Genomic DNA, 16,934 nt, shown 5'->3' with positions numbered 1-16,934 from the left:
ACAATATTTCAGTACGGCAGTCATTTTGTTTCTGTTACCAGAATTTAGTCAAAATCAAATTTTGTAATTCTGTCATGCATTGCTTTATAGCGGAAACGGATCATTTCGTTTTTCTCTAATACATCCTCTTCCGTTCCACGATACTGGCAGCGGATGCAGCTGTAAATACCGGTTTCTTTATTGTAGAACATATCGATGTCGAGATCTCTTAAAAAACAGGATGGGCATCTATAATTTAATTTGCCTTTGCCAAGTTGAGCCATGTTGCAAATACCTCCTTATCTGAGATTGTTTTTCTGTATCCCAATGTGAACATTGGTGAGAATGCATATCCTTCTTTTACATATCCTTCTGCATTTGCATCGGATGCTGTCATGGATACTCTTGTCTCGATTTCAGGAATAACTGCGGAAACCTCTGCAGCTCCCACAACGCCTTCCTCACGGCATTTGTATTCATAGTTGATCGTCTTCTCTTCCGGTCCGTCGATCTTTAATGTGATATGACTCATATCTTCGGAATACTCAGTTGTACCATAGCATGCAACCATGTATTCATTTAATGTTACTTCCGCAGTCGGATCACTCATCTCTAAAATGTGACGCTCGATCCTGATGTTCGAAGAACCTTCCTCAAAGTACTCTTTTGTCTGAAGTTTTACAGTCAGATCCCTGAACTCGATCGTAACCGGGTCTAATGTAAGGATTCTTGTCTTTCCTTCCTGTGAGAAATGTGCATGTGTCGGGCAGAGGCAGAGATCTACTTCCTCTCCTTTGTAAGAAAGTTTTGCACTTCTTACGGTTCCCTCTCCTGCATAGTGGGTGAAATAACCTGCACGGTATTTCTCCTGAATTAAGAATGGGTAGGATGCATCCTGAACATGTTTTGTTCCGATGCCGACCGGCCACTCTAATTTTGCTGCATAAGGACGAAGGTCAACGATCGCACCGCCCTGATCCATGTTGACACATGCTCTCATGTATGGATCGCAGTACCAGAATAACTGTTTGTCGGAACCATATAAGATATCTCTCCAGAGAGCACATTCCGGCTCGTTGTAATTGTTCTGGTTGACACCTTTCTTCTCACGATAATAATCAGCGAACTCCGACATCGTCATATCTACTAACTGACCCTCTTTTTTCAGTTTGCCGTAGTAAGCACAGCCGTCGCTGTAGGATTTGTAAAGGAGTTCATATGGCTGCTCCCAGCGTCCCATCTTGTTCATCCAGCCCGGTCCAACGAACATCATGTTGTAGGAATATCCGTTGTTATATTTCTCTAAGGAACGGTACTGGTCGATCAGATTGTAAAGATATGGATACTCCCATGTCTTTGTGTCATAGATCATACCACGGAGTACGTTCTGCGGATGTGTTCCGAAGTTCGAACCATTTCCATCGTAACATGCGATCAGGTCACGGGAAAGATGAGGGATCGCTACGATACCACTGTCTTCCTCTTTATTTGCAGCCGGTGCATGTGTGTTCTGTTTAGACGGAATCCATGGTGCCCATGGGCCTCCATCAAATAATGTATACCAGGAGTTGTTGCAGGTATGATATGCCTTCGGGCCTTCCTCCCAGCAGGTAGCAACTGCACATTTTACAGTCGGGTATGCTGCCTTGATATAGTTTGTCAGGTCAGCATCCATATAATAAGAACCTGTGGATTCCGGATAAAAACCGAATCTGTCATGGAATTTCTCGAATACATCATTTACGATGGCTTTCTTATCTTCCATGGAAAACATCCAGATACAGAAATCCTTGGTCTTATATTTTTCACGGAACTCCTCACAAGGAAGTCCTAATAAAGATAATGCGATCTCATCGCCATATACTTCATGATCATGTTTTGCGATCTCCACTGCCTCATCATTGAACAGTGAAGCGTATGTCATCTGAATGGTTACTTTTAATCCATTCTCATGAGCTAATCTCTGCTGTGTCTTAAAGATATCCAAAGACTCTGTCAGCAGTGCCTTATCTCCGATATCCTCTTCTTTTCCCTGTCCAGTCACTGTTGCAGAATACTCTGGAACCAGCTCCGGACGATGAATAAGATTCAGTACAAATTTATCCATTTTTTTCTTTCTCCTCTAAAAATATTTTTCTAACCTTTTACAGCTCCACCGGTAACACCCTCAACATAGAACTTCTGCATCACTACGAAGAGAATTGAAATCGGGATTGCGATCATAACACCGCCTGCACAGAAGATTGCGAAGTAATCTCCGATTAATGTCTTCTGTAACAGGTTATAAAGACCGATCGCGACTGTCCAGTCTGCGGACTCTTTGGACTTGATCATGATTCGTGCCAGAACAAAATCCATCCATGGATTCAGGAAAGAGTTGATAATCGTATATACTATCATCGGTTTTGACAGCGGAATAATGATTTTTCCAAAAATTGTTGCCTCGGAAGCACCCTCTAAGCGGGCAGCCTCTCTCAGTGAAACCGGGATGGTATCAAAGAAACCTTTCAATACTAAAAACCCAAGTCCCGAACCTGCAGAATATACGATAACCAGACCTGCAAGTGAATCAGTAAGTCCGATCATTTTTAAGACAAAATAAACAGCGATCATGGAAAGTACACCTGGGAACATTCCAAGAATGATAGAAAAGCTCATCAGAGGTTTTCTCGCCTTGAATCTCATACAACTGAATGCATAAGAGACCATCAGTACAAAAGCGGATGAAACGATGCAGGTAAAAAATGCTACGATAAAAGTATTTTTAAACCATGCAGGGAAGTTTGCTGCTGTATCTGTCTTGAAGAACAGTTGATGATAGTTTGCCAGTGTCCAGTGTTCCGGGAAGAAGTGCTGGTAACTTACACCCTTTGTAGTGGAAAGGGATGTTACAACCAGCCATACAATCGGAATCAGCCAGATGATTGCCAAAAGAGCAAGTACTAAATGTCTCACAATGATTTTCCATGTTTTCTTTTTCATTATTGGTACACCTCCTCTTTATCACCACTGATCATTCTTGTATAGCTAAGCAATGTAAGAAGCGCACAGATAGCAAATGAAATAATACCAATTACCGATGCCATCTTATAGTTTGAGTTATCGTTGGTCAATGTAAACAGCCATGTAATGAGAAGGTCTGTCTCTTTTGCATTAGAGTTTGCAAATGCCATGTTTGCTGTTGCATTGGAACTTGTCAGCAGATAAATAACGTTAAAGTTATTGATGTTTGCAATAATGCTCTGAATCAGGGATGGTCCACAGATAAATAATACATACGGCATTGTGATCTTCCAGAAGATCTGCCATTTATTTGCACCATCGATACGTGCACTCTCCAACTGATCTGTCGGAATATTCATCAGAATACCGGTAGCGGAAAGCATCTGATATGGAACACCGACCCAGATATTAATAAGAATGATCATTGCATGAGACCAGCCCGGTTTAGAGAGAAACGGAATATAGTTTCCGGAAACAAGTCCGATACTTTGTAACCATCCTGTCAGACCGATGTTGGAACATAATGTATTTACAATACCGTGGTCGCTGAACATTTTGCTTACAAGAAGCAATGTTACGAACTGTGGAATCGCGATTGTCACAACAAAAAGTGATCTCCACATTTTTTTAAAATGTGTATCTTCATGGTTGATCAGCTTTGCCAAAAGAATACCACCGATGAAAGTTGTAAATGTTGCCGATACTGCCCAGATCATTGTCCATGCAAGAATTCTTACGAATGCATAGGAGAATGTGATTGTGGTGCCGCCTGTAAACATGTTCTTAAAGTTTCTAAGTCCAACCCATGTAAACAGGTAGTTTGGCGGCATATGATCCATATCATAATTGGTAAATGCCACACAGGACATAAAAATGATCGGTATAATGTTCATCATAATAACACCGATACTCGGCAGGGTAAGCAATGTGATATAAAACTTACCATTGAAAAGAGATTTTATATCTTCTGCAAATGTATTGACATGTTCTCCCTCTTCTTTCATAAGCTGAAGCCGATAAACAGCTTTCAAATTGCTTATATATAAAAATATGAATGCTACGATTACGAGAACACCAATAATACCATATAGCAGGATCAGCAATGAGTTATCGTAATCATTAACAGTATTTTTCAAGGTCAGCGGATCAAATACGGACTCATACTGAACGGTACCAAGTGTATTTAAATCCTTAATGTAATTAATAGAGAACATTCCTGTAAACAGGATCACTACCACTTCAAGGGCTGTTATTAAGACACCTTTGACGATCTGTTTCCGTCCCCAGTATCCTGCACCCATAACAAGCAGTGAAAGCTTGCACCAGATATCGCCCTTTGCCACGGCTGTCCCAAAATCGGCAAAGTATTTTTTGATTGCGTTTAAAAATGTTTTCATAGATTCACTCCCTATGCGCGTGAATGAGAATTTTTGGCTAAGTCGCAAAAACTTTTCTCTTTTTAAAAATTTCACATAGCCTGTCACAAGGAAGGCATTGGTTTCCAGCAGGAAAATATCCGCCTCTGCCGGAAAGCAATGTCCTGTCTGGCAGGAGATAATGCCCTCCTCATAAAAGTTATTCCAAAGCCATGTGGAAATCTGAGTTTTACAGATATTTGATTATTCAGCTACCGGCTGTGTAATACCAGCTACTGCATCATCAAGTACAGCCTGAAGATCTGTTGCACCGTCAACCAGGTTCTGTCCAAGTGCCTTTGCCGGATCCCAGTAATTATTGCCTACAACCTGCTGATCTGCAAACTCTGACTGCGCTGCAAGTGCTGCAAGTGCCGGGGAATCAATCTGAGCTGCTGCTACTGTGTTAGCCGGTCCCTCTGATGTAGCGTTACCAATTGCTAACTGGCTCTCCTCATTTGTGAGATACTCAGCAAGGAGCATTGACCAGCCAACATTTTTAGCATGGGAGTTAACACCTACGAATTTGTATCCTGCATAAGATCCCATCTGTGTAGCTGTTCCATTTACATCGAAAGTAGGTAATTTACATGCTGCATATCCGTCACCGTATTTTGCTTCAAAAGATCCGGTGTTCCATGTACCGGAAACATATGCGCCAAGTGTACCGTCATTTAACATGGTAATTGCATCCTGATCTTGTACGCTTACAAATGCCGGGGAAGAAGTGATATTCTCAATACTCTGTGCTACTGCAAGACCGGTCTCAGAGTTCCAGTCACAGTTGTTTGAGTTATCTTCATTCATGGAAAGTTCACAGCCTGCACCAGAGAAAAATCCATACAGATACCATCCATCTGCTACATTCATGCCAACTTTTGTTCCTGCTTCTTCCGCTTTTGCTGTAAGGTTTTCCCAGGAAGCCACATCCTCTTCAGAGAAGATGTTTGAATCATAGTATAAGAAGTAACCATTCGATGCTGTTAACGGATAAGCGTAAAGTTTTCCGTCTTTGGTAGCTGCTGCTACAGTTGCCTCTGAGTTTGTTTCTTTCGGATCATATGTATAAGTAGCTGCCACTTCCTGAAGCGCACCTGCATTTACAAGATCATTTACCTGATCATCTGCAAATACGAATACATCTGCTGCTGCATCGATATCCTCAAGAATCTTATCTTTTGCATCTGCCTCAGATACAGCACCGATCGTGATGTTAAAATCTACATCTGAGTACTGCTCTTTAAATTTGTCTGTCAGCTCTTTCATAACGTTCTGATAAGCCTCAAGTTCTGAACACCAGAGCTGGATATCTACGGTTCCATCTGTAGATGCGATCAGATTTGCGATTGCATCACCGGAAGCTGTTTCTGCATTATCTGCAGCATCACCTGTCTCTGTTGCTGCTGCACTGTTTGTGCTCTCTGCTGCGCTGTTGTCTGCTGCACTATTGTCTGCTGCGCTGCTGTTATCGGCTGCTTTGTTTCCACATCCTGCAAACATGGATGCTACCATTGCTGCACATAATACTGTGCTGATGACTTTTTTCTTCATTTGAAAATTCCTCCCTTTTCCTTGATAGAAAAAATTGTTCTTTTAGAACACTTTTTCGTGTTGCGCTATGCGCAATCGGTTGTTCTATGGTTAGAGTATATCTCCGTCACATCCTTGTGTCAATATCCACATTTTATAATAAATCCGACCATTTTTTAGCCATTTTGCACAATATCATCTTCTATTTTTTCTTTTATTTTTTTCAAATTCGACTTTTGCGCAACCGTTAACTATTGATTTTCCGTGCATTTTCAATTCTTATATCATCTTTTTATGGATATTTTGGCTCGTTTTTGATATTTTTTGAATCAGGGATTTTCCTGCCTTTTCCTTTGTTTTGGGCGAATTTCCATCACATTGCTTCAGATTCACCCTCATTCCCGCTGATCTGCGGGCTATTCCGGTAATCATTGTAATCATTTCGCCCATTTCATGTGATTTCCGACAATTTCAGCATAAAAAACGGGCGAAACACATTTATTCGCTATGTGTTTCGCCCATTGCTTATTCTCTCCAACAGGATGATCTTCAATTTTCTCAGAACTGTATTTTCCTGATTATATTTATTTCGTCGATTCCTTCAGCACCACCTCATACGGAAGCAATGTGCGCTCTTTCACCTCAAGTCCCTCCGTCAGATCAAGCAGTGTACGGCATGCCACCATGCCGAGTTCCTTTGCATCAAATGAAAGCGATGTGATCGAGGGAACATTGTTTTCAAGTACCATGCTGTTATAAAACGATGCCACCCGGACATCTTCCGGCACTTTGACATGCTGCTGGCGCAGTGTCTTTAAAACACGGCTGCAGACAGCGTCATCCATACAGAGGATACAGTCTGCCTGTCTGTTTAATGCTTCCTTGACTGCCTTTTCCACCAGAACCTGGTTATCCTGGCTTAAAAACATCAGATCCTCATCTAACGTTTTCCCCATCTTCGCATATGCCTCACGAAATCCCCGCAGACGGCTCTGTGTAACCACATGCTCTTCATTGCCGCCGATCAGTGCAATTTTGTCCATCTGCTTCATCAAAATGATCGATGTAAGCTCTTTGCATGCACTCTTGTGATTGTGATCGATCTGAATCACGCCTTTGTAATTGGCACTGGTACTTCCGATCGTGACAAACGGTACATTTTTTGTCTGCAGAAAATCGATCTGTTCATCTTCCACAAAAGTGCGCATCAGGATCACACCGTCCACTTTATGGTTTGCTATGATACGCTCAAGAGAAGATATATCGTTTTTCCTGCAGATAGAAAGCAGGATATCATATTCCATGCTGCCCGCAATCTCCTGTATCCCAAACAGACATTCCTGAAAAAATGTAAGATCCACAACATCATACTCCCCCGGCATGACCACACAGATATTATAAGTTTTAGACTGCGCAAGCCCTTTCGCAATGACATTCGGCTTATAATCATGTTCTTCTATGTAGGCGAGCACGCGCTCTCTTGTCTCCCTGCCAATACGACCTTTACCGGAAATTGCACGTGACACGGTTGTCTTCGATACTCCAAGCGCCTCCGCCACGTCCGCAATCGTAATATTCTTTTCTAACCCCTTATCCATAAACTCTCATTCCTCGCTTTTTTGCGCTTAGTTGCGCAACTAAGTTTATTATTGTACAAACAGGGGCAAAAATCAATCCTATTTTTTTCTATTTTTTCCCGGCATCAACCCGGTATTCCCTCATACGAAATCCATGCTACATCCGCAAAACGATCCGATATTTCACCGTTTGAAGACGCATACACACCGAGCGTGCAGCCCACAAATCCCCCTGCTTCCTCTGTACTGTACGGCAGCAGGCTCACGTCTTTAATGAGTTTTAATACCTTTCCTTCCTCATCTCTGACAAAAAATTCTGCCCTCTGTCCTGCTGCCTTCAAATACAGTTCCAGCATTCCTTTTGCATTGATTTCTTCTTCCGCAAGCAGCGTATCGTTTTCTGTTATATGTGCGATTACCTGCAGCTTTCTCTTCTCTTTTCCACCGCAGATGCGCATCGAAAGATGATTTGCATGATTCTGATAGCAGACGATCCCCGCCTGTTCATTTTCCCGCTCCGCATCAAATTCCATGCATGCCGAAAATGTAAAATCATAATCTTTCTGCCGCAGCCCGAAATACTGCGCGTCCGTTTTCTCTGTAAGTTTCTGTTTTTTCAGATACATCCTGAGAAAACCTTTTCTCTCGATCAGTGAATATGTATTTTCATCCCTTCTCTGCAGCGACAGGAGTCTGTCATCTATTTTTTTCTGATCAAATGTAATAAAATCCGCATGGGTCACTTCCTTTTCCAGGCGATACTCACCGATCGGAAGTTCTGTTTTCTCTGTCAGATGTCCAATCCCCGGATTGATGACGGGCCATCCGTCCTCCCATTCCACTTTTGCCAGAAAAGTTTCCCTGCCAATACTACAGTGTCCCTCACATGGCCTCGATGCAAGCATGACGACATACCAGTTTCCGTCTGCATCATCCACAAGATCTCCGTGTCCTGCATAGATCACCGGATAATCCCTGCCAAGATTGCGGTGCGTGAAAATTGGATTTCTCTTGCATCCACAGAACCATTCTCTTAACGACCTGCTTCTTGCGATACTGATGCTGTGTTCCGGTCCCGTACCGCCTTCTGCGATCATCAGATAATACCAGCCGTCTTTTTTGTAAAGGTGCGGTCCCTCCGGCCAGATACAATCTTTTAATGCACCTTTCCAGACCGCCGTCCCCGCACCTTTTAAGCACATTGCATGAAGATCCAGCTCCTCTATCCAGATCTCCCAGTCACCATTGTGTCTGACCCCGGACGGATTCGGTCTTGTCCCGACATAATAACATTTCCCATCTTCATCAAAAAAGAGGCTCGGATCAATCCCCTCCGCCGCATCTCCCAGATAATGTGGAACTGACCACGGCCCTTTGGGATCCTGTGCCGTTATCACAAAGTTTCCACCATGATCCACATTTGTTGTTATGATGTAATAAGTGCCCTCGTGGTAACGGATCGTCGGTGCAAAGATCCCCCGTGAGATCTCACTGCCGGACAGTGGAAGCTGTTCTTCCCTGTCCAACGCATTGCCGATCTGCTCCCAGTGCGCTAAATCCCTGCTATGAAACACAGGAATCCCCGGAAAATATGCAAAACTCGAATTTACCATATAATAATCTTCCCCCACCCTACAGATAGATGGGTCTGGATAAAAACCGGACAGAACCGGATTCTTTGCTATACTCATTTTATCGCTCCATTTCTACTATTCTAAAATCTTATTTTTCACACAAATTTCTCTGCTTTCCAGGCAGCCATGCCTTTTTTATTCCACATAGCCAAAACCAAGTATTGTAAATTTCTTTTCTTCTTCCCCAGGTGTCATCTGAATCCTCACCTGATGCCATCCGCTTTCTTTTTCTTCCAGAAGAATGACCGGATTGCAGTGCGTCCAGCCGTTCACATGCGGATCTGCGGTCAGAACTTTGGTATCGTCCACAAACACATCTGCCCGTCCGGCGTCCACCGCTCCGGAATCTTTAAAGATGAGAAGCAGCGACCGGCAGTAGATATCCATCTGGAATGCATCTTCTGATCTGCCATTTGCCCCATCATACTGCCAATTGTACGGAAATTCAGGAACCGGCGTTAAACTGTCATCCATCTCCACACACTGTAATTCCTGATCTGTACCGGAAAATGCGCCACAGCAGATCTTCGCACGTTCATAGCCGTCTCTGCGGTCTAATAATTTCACTTGCGCAAATTCATCCCCATAAACCGGTTTTTCATGCATTCTTCTTAAAATATCAGGCTCACAGACTGCCCGGTCAATCAGATACATCAGACAGTCTGCCATGATTTTATGTCCCAGATTTGTCGGGTGAAACGCATCATAAAAGAACTGATTTTTTGAAACAACTCTGTCCTTTGTCTGCCGAAACTGCGGTGTCACGGCATCCCGGATGCTTACCATCGGGAGCTGATACCGCTCTCCCACCGGAGCAAGGCGTTCCTGTAAATTCCAGTCATTTGCAAAAACAGCAAACAATAACAGGACAGCCGGTGCATCCGGCATGGATAAAATTTTTGTTACAAGGCTCTCATAACACCTGCCCTTTGTCTCATCCCCCTCGTCATTTACTGCAAATTCCACGACTACCAGATCCGGCTTTTCTTTTCCATCCCGCAGGACATCCCTCTCAAAACGGATCATCCCAAGCTCCGACGGGGTTCCGCCCACTCCCGCTTTTATCAGTTTCACATTGTTATTTTTTCCGTATTTTCCGGCAAATGCCTTCCAGAACCGGTATGCGTAGCACTGTGTGTGAAGCGGAACTGCCCCGGCTCCCTGCGTGATGGATCCTCCTATATATGCTATGGTTACCGGCTCCCCAGCCCGCGCTTTTTCTACGACTCTTCTGATCCTGCCCGCATCTCCCATAGAAAGGAGTGACCGCTCTATCATTTCCTGATATCCGTGGGATTCCATATCCACCACGCGCTCTTCCTGCGGCTTTGGTACGAAAAATCCATCCTTTAAAAAGAAACGGACATTGACCCTTGCAGACTGTTCCGGCGTCTCAAAGACAAACCGGATCTGCCCCGGCACATCATCATCTGTTTTCCACTTTACCGTATCAAGCGTGATCCTGACTTCTGCGCCATCCCCACGCAGTTCTGTTTCTATGAGCGTTCCGCCGCCGTAGAGATCCTCTTTCCCGTACATCTGAAATACAAATGTGACCGGTTCTCTGCTATGTTCCATCTCCACGGATATACCGATGCTGTGCACCAGGCTTTTAAAGCCCTCCACCGTGCCAAGTTTCTTTAAAATTTCTTCATCACAGACCTCACCGGTCACTTCCGCACTGCTTTCAAGCCTTCCATCACTCTCGTAGATAAACTGGACTCCCCTGCCCTGATACTCCCCCTGCGTCTGGAGCGAGCCAAAGGTTTCTTTTTCTTTCATAATGTAAAAATAAGATCTGTCTTTTTCCGGATCTTTCGGTGCCACAGGTCCACTCATCTGTTCGTCCTCCTTGTCTCCGGCAGTCCAAGACCTGACTCCGGCAAATGCTTTCCCTTGCGCACAAACGTCAGTTTTTCCAGCAGAAATCCCGGTGTCCCCGCATAAATTCCAATTTCATTCTCTCCGCTCTGCAGCGTGACCTGCACACGGACAACGCGGATCTGATCCACCACCATTTTCGCCCATTCCGCACAGGACGGCTCGCCGGAACGGTATCCATCCGGAATCATCTCTATCTTTTGCGGTGCATTTCCATTGACGGCGCAGCCAAAATAGACACTGCCTCCCTGACAGACCGGATTTGCCGGAGCGGTATAGCAAATCATTTCGTATTCTCCCGCCTCCCTGACATAGATCTGATACGTCAGTTTTGGTGCCTGTCTGATCTGCTCTGCCATTTCAAAAAAAGTCTTTGTCTGCGGATATGCTTTCACACCAGATAACGTTTTTCCGTACTCCGGCAAAACATAAAATGCTCCCGCATCCGCCTTTTCATTGCAGATAAAGTGCTCTGCCTCGACAGAGAGCATCCCGTCTGTCTCATAAAATGCCTCCGCCAGACATCCCGGCAGATCTTTTTCCAGCAAAATTTTTACCGGTATCCTTCCACCCTCATAGCAAACCTCAAAATCATATGTCCTGTGGTCATTCTCCCAGTCTGTGATCTCATCTCTTTTTATCTGCACCGTGAGCACTTCCTCACGGTCTGTGACTCCCTGCATTTTTCCAGGCAGAACCCACGGACTTTTGCACTCGATATGATAAGGCACTTTTTCTTTCGAGCCGCCAAACAATAACAGGGAGGCTTCACTGACAGCCGGATCTAAAAACTGCCGCATCACGATCAATTTTTTCGTCCAGTCCCCGCCTGCCGTACAGACATCACCGCCCTCTGACATGGCAAAGATCCTCGGCTTATTTGCCGGTTCTATGAAGGTCATGAGCGGATACCTGCACTCCTCATCGTTCCAGTTCACAAAGCCGATGTGCTCTGAGAGTGCCATTCCATCCCATTTTCCATCCAGAAGCTGATGAAACCGTTCTGTGAGTAAACGGTCTTTTTCGATACATGCTTTTATTTTTTCTGCATAATCATTTGCACATACCGCTCCCATTTTTGCAAAAAATGAATTTTTTCCTGCATAAAGCTGCATATCAGATGCGTTTGCACTTCCCATTGCCGGGTAATATACCAGTTCCCAGAAAGCCGGCAGCATCTCTTCCGGCACAGAAGATAAAAGCTTTTCTGTCTCCGCTTCTAACCTTTCATTTTCCTTTTGTCTTTTGTCTGCCTCCCCAAAGTGCACCGGATGATAAGTATCTGCGCGCATCGCTTCCGGCTTGCAGTTATGATTCATTTTTGTATACTGCTGCATGATCCGATAAACTGCATCCTGCTGTGCCTCATAGAACCATCCGCCAAATTCACGTTTCACCCAGTACGCCAGATAGTCCTGCGGCGCATGAATCCTGTTGCTTCCCCATTTCTCATAATCATATGCGAGATCCATAAAGAAACTGAGCGGATACTCTTGAAATTTCAGGTCACCGACGTTGACGATCCAGATATCCCGCACACCAAAGTCATATGCCATCGTCATCTGATCCCAGATTTTAGGCAGATAAGAACTGTTCACCCACTCATAAGAGACCGGCGATCCGTGGTAATCAAAGTGATAATACATACCAAAGCCCCCGCGGTGGGAGCGCATTTCCTCCGTCGGAAGTGTCCGCATATTTCCATAGTTATCCTCGCAGAGCATCAGCGTCACACCGTCTAAGCCATCCCAGTCGTTAAGCCCAGGCGTTGTCTCATCCCCGTAATAATAAGCCTCCACTTCTTTATAAAGTGCGAGCATTTCCGGTTCATTCTCCCCGACACATTCCCGGATGAGTTTTCTCTGTTCTGTGATGATCTCTTTTAACAGGGAAATATTCTGCTCTAAGGATGCATCCTCCCCAAGCATCAGAGAATCTCTCTCCCCGCGCATGCCGATCGTGATGATATTTTCATATTTTCCACTGCGCAAAAGCCCGTCGCGCCAGTAACGGATCAGTCCCTCACGGTTAGTAAGATAGCTCCACTCATTTCCATAAACAGAATCCTCTCCACGCACCAGATCCCATTCTTCGCTGTGTCTTAAACATGGTTCATGGTGGGAATTGCTCATCACGATCCCGTAGCAGTCTGCAAGGCGGGCATTTTCCTCCCCCGGTCCATCCAGTGAAAAAGACGATGTCCACATTGCCGGCCACAGATAATTTCCTTTCAGCCGAAGCAGTGTCTCAAAGATCAGGTCATACATTTCTGCAGTAAATCCACCATAATGGGAAAATGTCCAGTTTCCGAACGCAGGCCATTCATCATTGATAAAAAACCCCCGGTATTTCACGGAGGGTTCTTTGCTCTGCATCGAGTCTTTTTCGGAAAAAATGATTTCTTTCTGCGGGGCAGGGACCACATCTGCAAAGTGGACAAACGGCGATACCCCCATAAGCTCTGAGATATGGAATAACCCATAGATTGTTCCCCGCTTGTCACTTCCTGCGATCAGCAGACTGCCATTTTTCAACACCTGAAACAGAAAACATTCCCGCTTTCCACACAGAGAGGAAAGTTCTATCCCTTCCTCTTCTGCGATCGCCTCTGACATCTCACTGTTTCCGAGCGTTGCCACATACACCTGCGCCGGCTGCAACTCTCCCTGCCATTTTATGATCTTCGGGCGGACACCTGTGACCTGCTCCACATCCCCACAAACCTTTTCTGTGATTCTATAGACACCCTCAAATGTCCCATCCTCCATCACAAATGCCGCCGCTTTTTGATCCTTTACCAAAATTGCTTCCATACGAGCACTCCTAATAAATTCTATAATTGCCGCTCAGTGCCAGATATGCGAAGAAATACAGACAGTTGTCATAATATCTTCTGTCCCCAGTGCGAAGCGGTGTCTCCCAGAAACGGTGGACACAGAGAAATGCATTTTTCTGGTCTGAGGCAAGTGCCGCCTGCGCATTGACCGCAGTCATCGCAACCGGATGCAGTGCCTTTCCTTCCAGAATGGTTCCGTCGGTCAGGAAAATACCGTCCCTGTCTTTCTCCTGCACGGTATCACAGAAAAAATTCAAAAACCGGTCAACATTCTCACTCTCCCACTCATCCTTTGCAAACCACTCATAGTCAAGGGCAATGTTTGCGATCGTCCGGTAGGCATCACTGTAATACCAGTCATGTCTGCCTCCCCACTGGTCTAAAACAGGCTGATACGGTGTTCCGTCAAATTCTGCATATTCCGCACTAAGACCAGTGACCGGATGACATGCACGCTTTAAGTAATTACGGCTCGCCTCCGCCGCCTCCTTAAAAAATGCCCGGTCCTCTTCTTTTGCCCACAGTGCGAACAACTCATAAAAATGAGGCAGATGATAGGACGGATCCGAAAAATCCACATCCGTGATAAAACGGATCAGATGATTTGAGGCATCCCACATGGCTCTGCCACCCTCTCCGTTTTCTCCCTTGTGGATGCAGGTGTGCAGCAACTCTTTCGCTTCCCTGCTGTAATTGAATATTCCTTCGCCGTCTCCCCAGCGGTGCGCTGCGAAAAACAGTGCCATCGCAAAAAATTCCTCACCATCCGGTGCTGCGCCAAAAGAATTTTTTGTTCCATCCAGCTGCACCGACCATGCAAAATATCCTGCATTTTCGCCTTCCTCTAAGTACATATAAGTTTTTGCCCATTTCCACAGGCGGTCAAATTCTTCTTTCCGGTCCATCTGGACACACATCATCATGCCGTAGGACATCCCTTCTGTCCGCGCATCATGGTTACCCGTGTCCTCGATATATGCCATATCGTCCTCGACGGGATGATAGATCCGCTCTGATTCTGCCCCGTAAAAAAGTGTATGGAAGATCTCATTTTTCCGCTTTTCTATGGTTTCCTTATCATAGCCTGCCTCCGCAAATACATTGCGGTAAGTTCCAGTCTCAAACGCTCCTCTTTTCATGCAACTTTATCCTTTCCTCTTATTCCTTGACACCGCCAATGGTAAGTCCTGTCACAAAATACCGCTGTAAGAACGGATACAGACAGATGATCGGCAGCATAGTCAGTATCGTTGCAGCGGCACGCACGGAAGTCGGTGTCACAGATCCTGCCGCATTTTTCATTGCCTCCACGGAATTTCCCTGGTTTGTGACGGAAGATAATAATTTCATCAGCTCATACTGTAAAGTTGTCAGGTTCGCACTCATACGGTTATAGAGCATTGCATCAAACCATGAATTCCACTGTCCGACTGCGACAAACAGTGCAACCGTCGCATATACCGGTTTGCAGAGCGGGGAAATGATCTTTAAGAAGATCGTGGTGTAACCTGCCCCGTCTAACTGCGCGGATTCTTCCAGACTGTCTGAGATACCATTCATATAAGTACGGATGACTAACATGTTAAATGCGCTGAACATTCCCGGAATGACATACACCCAGAAACTGTTTGTCAGGTGAAGTGTCTTAAATAACAGGAAGGTCGGGATCATTCCACCATTGACATACATGGTGATCACCCAGAACAGGGATAACTGTTTTTTAAACATGAAACGTTTTCTGCTGACAATAAATGCCAGAATCGCGTTGGCAAACAGTGCAAGTGCTGTTCCGATGACGGTTCTTGCAACCGTGATGTAGGCACCCATAATCAGGTTGTCTTTCTGCAGCACGGTAATATAATTTTTCCATGTAAATTTTCTCGGCAGCAGGTAGATCCCGCCGCGCAGCGCATCTGTTCCGTCATTCAGTGAGATTGCCAGCGTATTTAACACCGGATATAACGTAATGATCACAAACATGATCATAAATAATGTATTTAACGTTACGAAAACTTTGTCCGCAACGGATGTTTTCTTTCTTGATTTTCTTCTCTTTGTTGTTACTGCTTCCATACCAATACCCCCTAAAACAGCCTTTCTTCGCCGTTACGTTTTGCGATCTGATTGGCGATCACGATCAGAATGATACTAACCAGACTCTTGAAAATACCGGCTGCCGTACCAATGGAGAAATCATTCTGGCTGATGCCCCATTTTAATACATAAATATCGATGGTCTGCGATACGCTCTGTACCAGACCGTTTCCAAGCAGATACTGGATCTCAAAACCTGCATTCAGTACGTTTCCGACATTCATTAAAAGTAAGATCATGATCGTCGGCTTAATTCCGGGAAGTGTGACATATTTGATTCTTGCCCAGCGGCCCGCACCATCCATATTTGCAGCTTCATAGAGTGAAGGATCGATTGCTGTGATCGCAGATAAATAGATGATCGCATTCCATCCTGTCTCTTTCCATACATTTGCAAATGCCACGATCGGCCAGAAGTATTTCGGATATGCAAAGAAGTTGAGAGGCTGGTCTAAAATACCAAAGTTCACTAAAAGTTCGTTGATAATACCGGTGCCCGATAATGCATCATGTAAAATACCGGTAACAATAATCCAGGAAAGGAAATGCGGCAGATAAGAAATGGTCTGTACGACCTTTTTTCCTCCCTGTGATTTTACCTCGTTCAATAAAATTGCAAATACGATCGCCATCACAAAGGTGACGACCAGATTGATCACACCCATGGCAAGTGTATTTCTGATTACCCGCAAAAAGGTTGCATCGGAAAATAACTGCTGGAATTTTGCAAGTCCCACAAAAGAAGAATGAAGCAGGCCATCCTTCGGTTTATAATTCTGAAAAGCCATCAGCCAGCCGCCAAGAGGCAGATAACAGAAGATCACTCCATACACTACGATGATCGCTGACCATATTAAAAGAACCTTCTGCCGCTTTATTTCTTTCCATGTGATTTTTATCTGCGGCTCTTTGATTTTTTGTTTTTGTTTTTTTTTCGTTACTGTTATTGAAGCCATAGTTTCACTCCTCTTTTTTAAGAATGGGG

At 44.6% G+C, this 16,934-nt stretch carries 12 protein-coding genes; all 12 read right to left on the bottom strand.

Features of this window, described 5'->3' with window-relative positions:
• Positions 1-44: 44 nt before the first annotated feature.
• Entirely contained in the window at positions 45-263 is a 219-nt protein-coding gene (locus RIL182_RS06040) for a hypothetical protein (RefSeq protein WP_006858267.1), read from the bottom strand.
• Positions 236-2,086 carry a hypothetical protein gene (locus RIL182_RS06035; RefSeq protein WP_006858268.1) on the bottom strand — a complete coding sequence of 617 codons (1,851 nt, stop codon included), beginning with the start codon at positions 2,084-2,086 and terminating at the stop codon, positions 236-238. Before RIL182_RS06035 ends, RIL182_RS06040 begins: the two co-directional genes overlap by 28 nt.
• Before the next feature lie 29 nt (positions 2,087-2,115).
• The gene (locus tag RIL182_RS06030; RefSeq protein ID WP_006858269.1) at positions 2,116-2,961 is read right to left on the bottom strand and encodes a sugar ABC transporter permease; all 846 of its coding nucleotides are present in this window, start codon (positions 2,959-2,961) and stop codon (positions 2,116-2,118) included.
• A complete protein-coding gene (locus RIL182_RS06025) occupies positions 2,961-4,379 on the bottom strand; it encodes a carbohydrate ABC transporter permease (protein ID WP_006858270.1) in 1,419 nt (472 codons plus the stop codon). Before RIL182_RS06025 ends, RIL182_RS06030 begins: the two co-directional genes overlap by 1 nt.
• A gap of 222 nt (positions 4,380-4,601) precedes the next feature.
• Positions 4,602-5,948 (bottom strand): extracellular solute-binding protein, encoded by a 1,347-nt coding sequence (locus tag RIL182_RS06020; RefSeq protein ID WP_006858271.1) that lies wholly within the window; start codon positions 5,946-5,948, stop codon positions 4,602-4,604.
• A gap of 563 nt (positions 5,949-6,511) precedes the next feature.
• Positions 6,512-7,525, bottom strand: coding sequence for a LacI family DNA-binding transcriptional regulator (locus tag RIL182_RS06015; protein WP_006858273.1), 1,014 nt, complete (start codon positions 7,523-7,525; stop codon positions 6,512-6,514).
• Positions 7,526-7,629: 104 nt separating this feature from the next.
• The gene (locus tag RIL182_RS06010) at positions 7,630-9,195 is read right to left on the bottom strand and encodes a glycoside hydrolase family 43 protein (RefSeq protein WP_006858274.1); all 1,566 of its coding nucleotides are present in this window, start codon (positions 9,193-9,195) and stop codon (positions 7,630-7,632) included.
• 78 nt (positions 9,196-9,273) lie between these two features.
• Positions 9,274-10,977, bottom strand: coding sequence for an SGNH/GDSL hydrolase family protein (locus RIL182_RS06005; protein WP_006858275.1), 1,704 nt, complete (start codon positions 10,975-10,977; stop codon positions 9,274-9,276).
• On the bottom strand, positions 10,974-13,832 hold the full coding sequence (locus tag RIL182_RS06000; RefSeq protein ID WP_006858276.1) for a glycosyl hydrolase 115 family protein: 2,859 nt from the start codon (positions 13,830-13,832) through the stop codon (positions 10,974-10,976). Before RIL182_RS06000 ends, RIL182_RS06005 begins: the two co-directional genes overlap by 4 nt.
• 10 nt (positions 13,833-13,842) lie before the next feature.
• Positions 13,843-14,994: a glycosyl hydrolase family 8 gene (locus tag RIL182_RS05995; protein ID WP_006858277.1), complete on the bottom strand. Its 1,152-nt coding sequence runs from the start codon at positions 14,992-14,994 to the stop codon at positions 13,843-13,845.
• 19 nt (positions 14,995-15,013) lie between these two features.
• The gene (locus RIL182_RS05990) at positions 15,014-15,928 is read right to left on the bottom strand and encodes a carbohydrate ABC transporter permease (protein WP_006858278.1); all 915 of its coding nucleotides are present in this window, start codon (positions 15,926-15,928) and stop codon (positions 15,014-15,016) included.
• A gap of 11 nt (positions 15,929-15,939) precedes the next feature.
• Positions 15,940-16,905, bottom strand: a complete 966-nt coding sequence (locus RIL182_RS05985) for an ABC transporter permease (protein ID WP_006858279.1) — start codon at positions 16,903-16,905, stop codon at positions 15,940-15,942.
• Positions 16,906-16,934 lie beyond the last annotated feature (29 nt).

This window comes from Roseburia intestinalis L1-82 (genome assembly GCF_900537995.1).
GTDB lineage: Bacteria > Bacillota > Clostridia > Lachnospirales > Lachnospiraceae > Roseburia > Roseburia intestinalis.
The sequence above is the reverse complement of the archived record's forward strand: the minus strand, read 5'-3'. Positions and strand labels throughout refer to the sequence as shown.

Coding starts and splice junctions, on each gene's coding strand:
- RIL182_RS06015 (WP_006858273.1), bottom strand. CDS start 7,525: ATGGATAAGGGGTTAGAAAAGAATATTACGATTGCGGACGTGGCGGAG.
- RIL182_RS06030 (WP_006858269.1), bottom strand. CDS start 2,961: ATGAAAAAGAAAACATGGAAAATCATTGTGAGACATTTAGTACTTGCT.
- RIL182_RS06025 (WP_006858270.1), bottom strand. CDS start 4,379: ATGAAAACATTTTTAAACGCAATCAAAAAATACTTTGCCGATTTTGGG.
- RIL182_RS06035 (WP_006858268.1), bottom strand. CDS start 2,086: ATGGATAAATTTGTACTGAATCTTATTCATCGTCCGGAGCTGGTTCCA.
- RIL182_RS06040 (WP_006858267.1), bottom strand. CDS start 263: ATGGCTCAACTTGGCAAAGGCAAATTAAATTATAGATGCCCATCCTGT.
- RIL182_RS05990 (WP_006858278.1), bottom strand. CDS start 15,928: ATGGAAGCAGTAACAACAAAGAGAAGAAAATCAAGAAAGAAAACATCC.
- RIL182_RS05995 (WP_006858277.1), bottom strand. CDS start 14,994: ATGAAAAGAGGAGCGTTTGAGACTGGAACTTACCGCAATGTATTTGCG.
- RIL182_RS06005 (WP_006858275.1), bottom strand. CDS start 10,977: ATGAGTGGACCTGTGGCACCGAAAGATCCGGAAAAAGACAGATCTTAT.
- RIL182_RS06010 (WP_006858274.1), bottom strand. CDS start 9,195: ATGAGTATAGCAAAGAATCCGGTTCTGTCCGGTTTTTATCCAGACCCA.
- RIL182_RS06020 (WP_006858271.1), bottom strand. CDS start 5,948: ATGAAGAAAAAAGTCATCAGCACAGTATTATGTGCAGCAATGGTAGCA.
- RIL182_RS05985 (WP_006858279.1), bottom strand. CDS start 16,905: ATGGCTTCAATAACAGTAACGAAAAAAAAACAAAAACAAAAAATCAAA.
- RIL182_RS06000 (WP_006858276.1), bottom strand. CDS start 13,832: ATGGAAGCAATTTTGGTAAAGGATCAAAAAGCGGCGGCATTTGTGATG.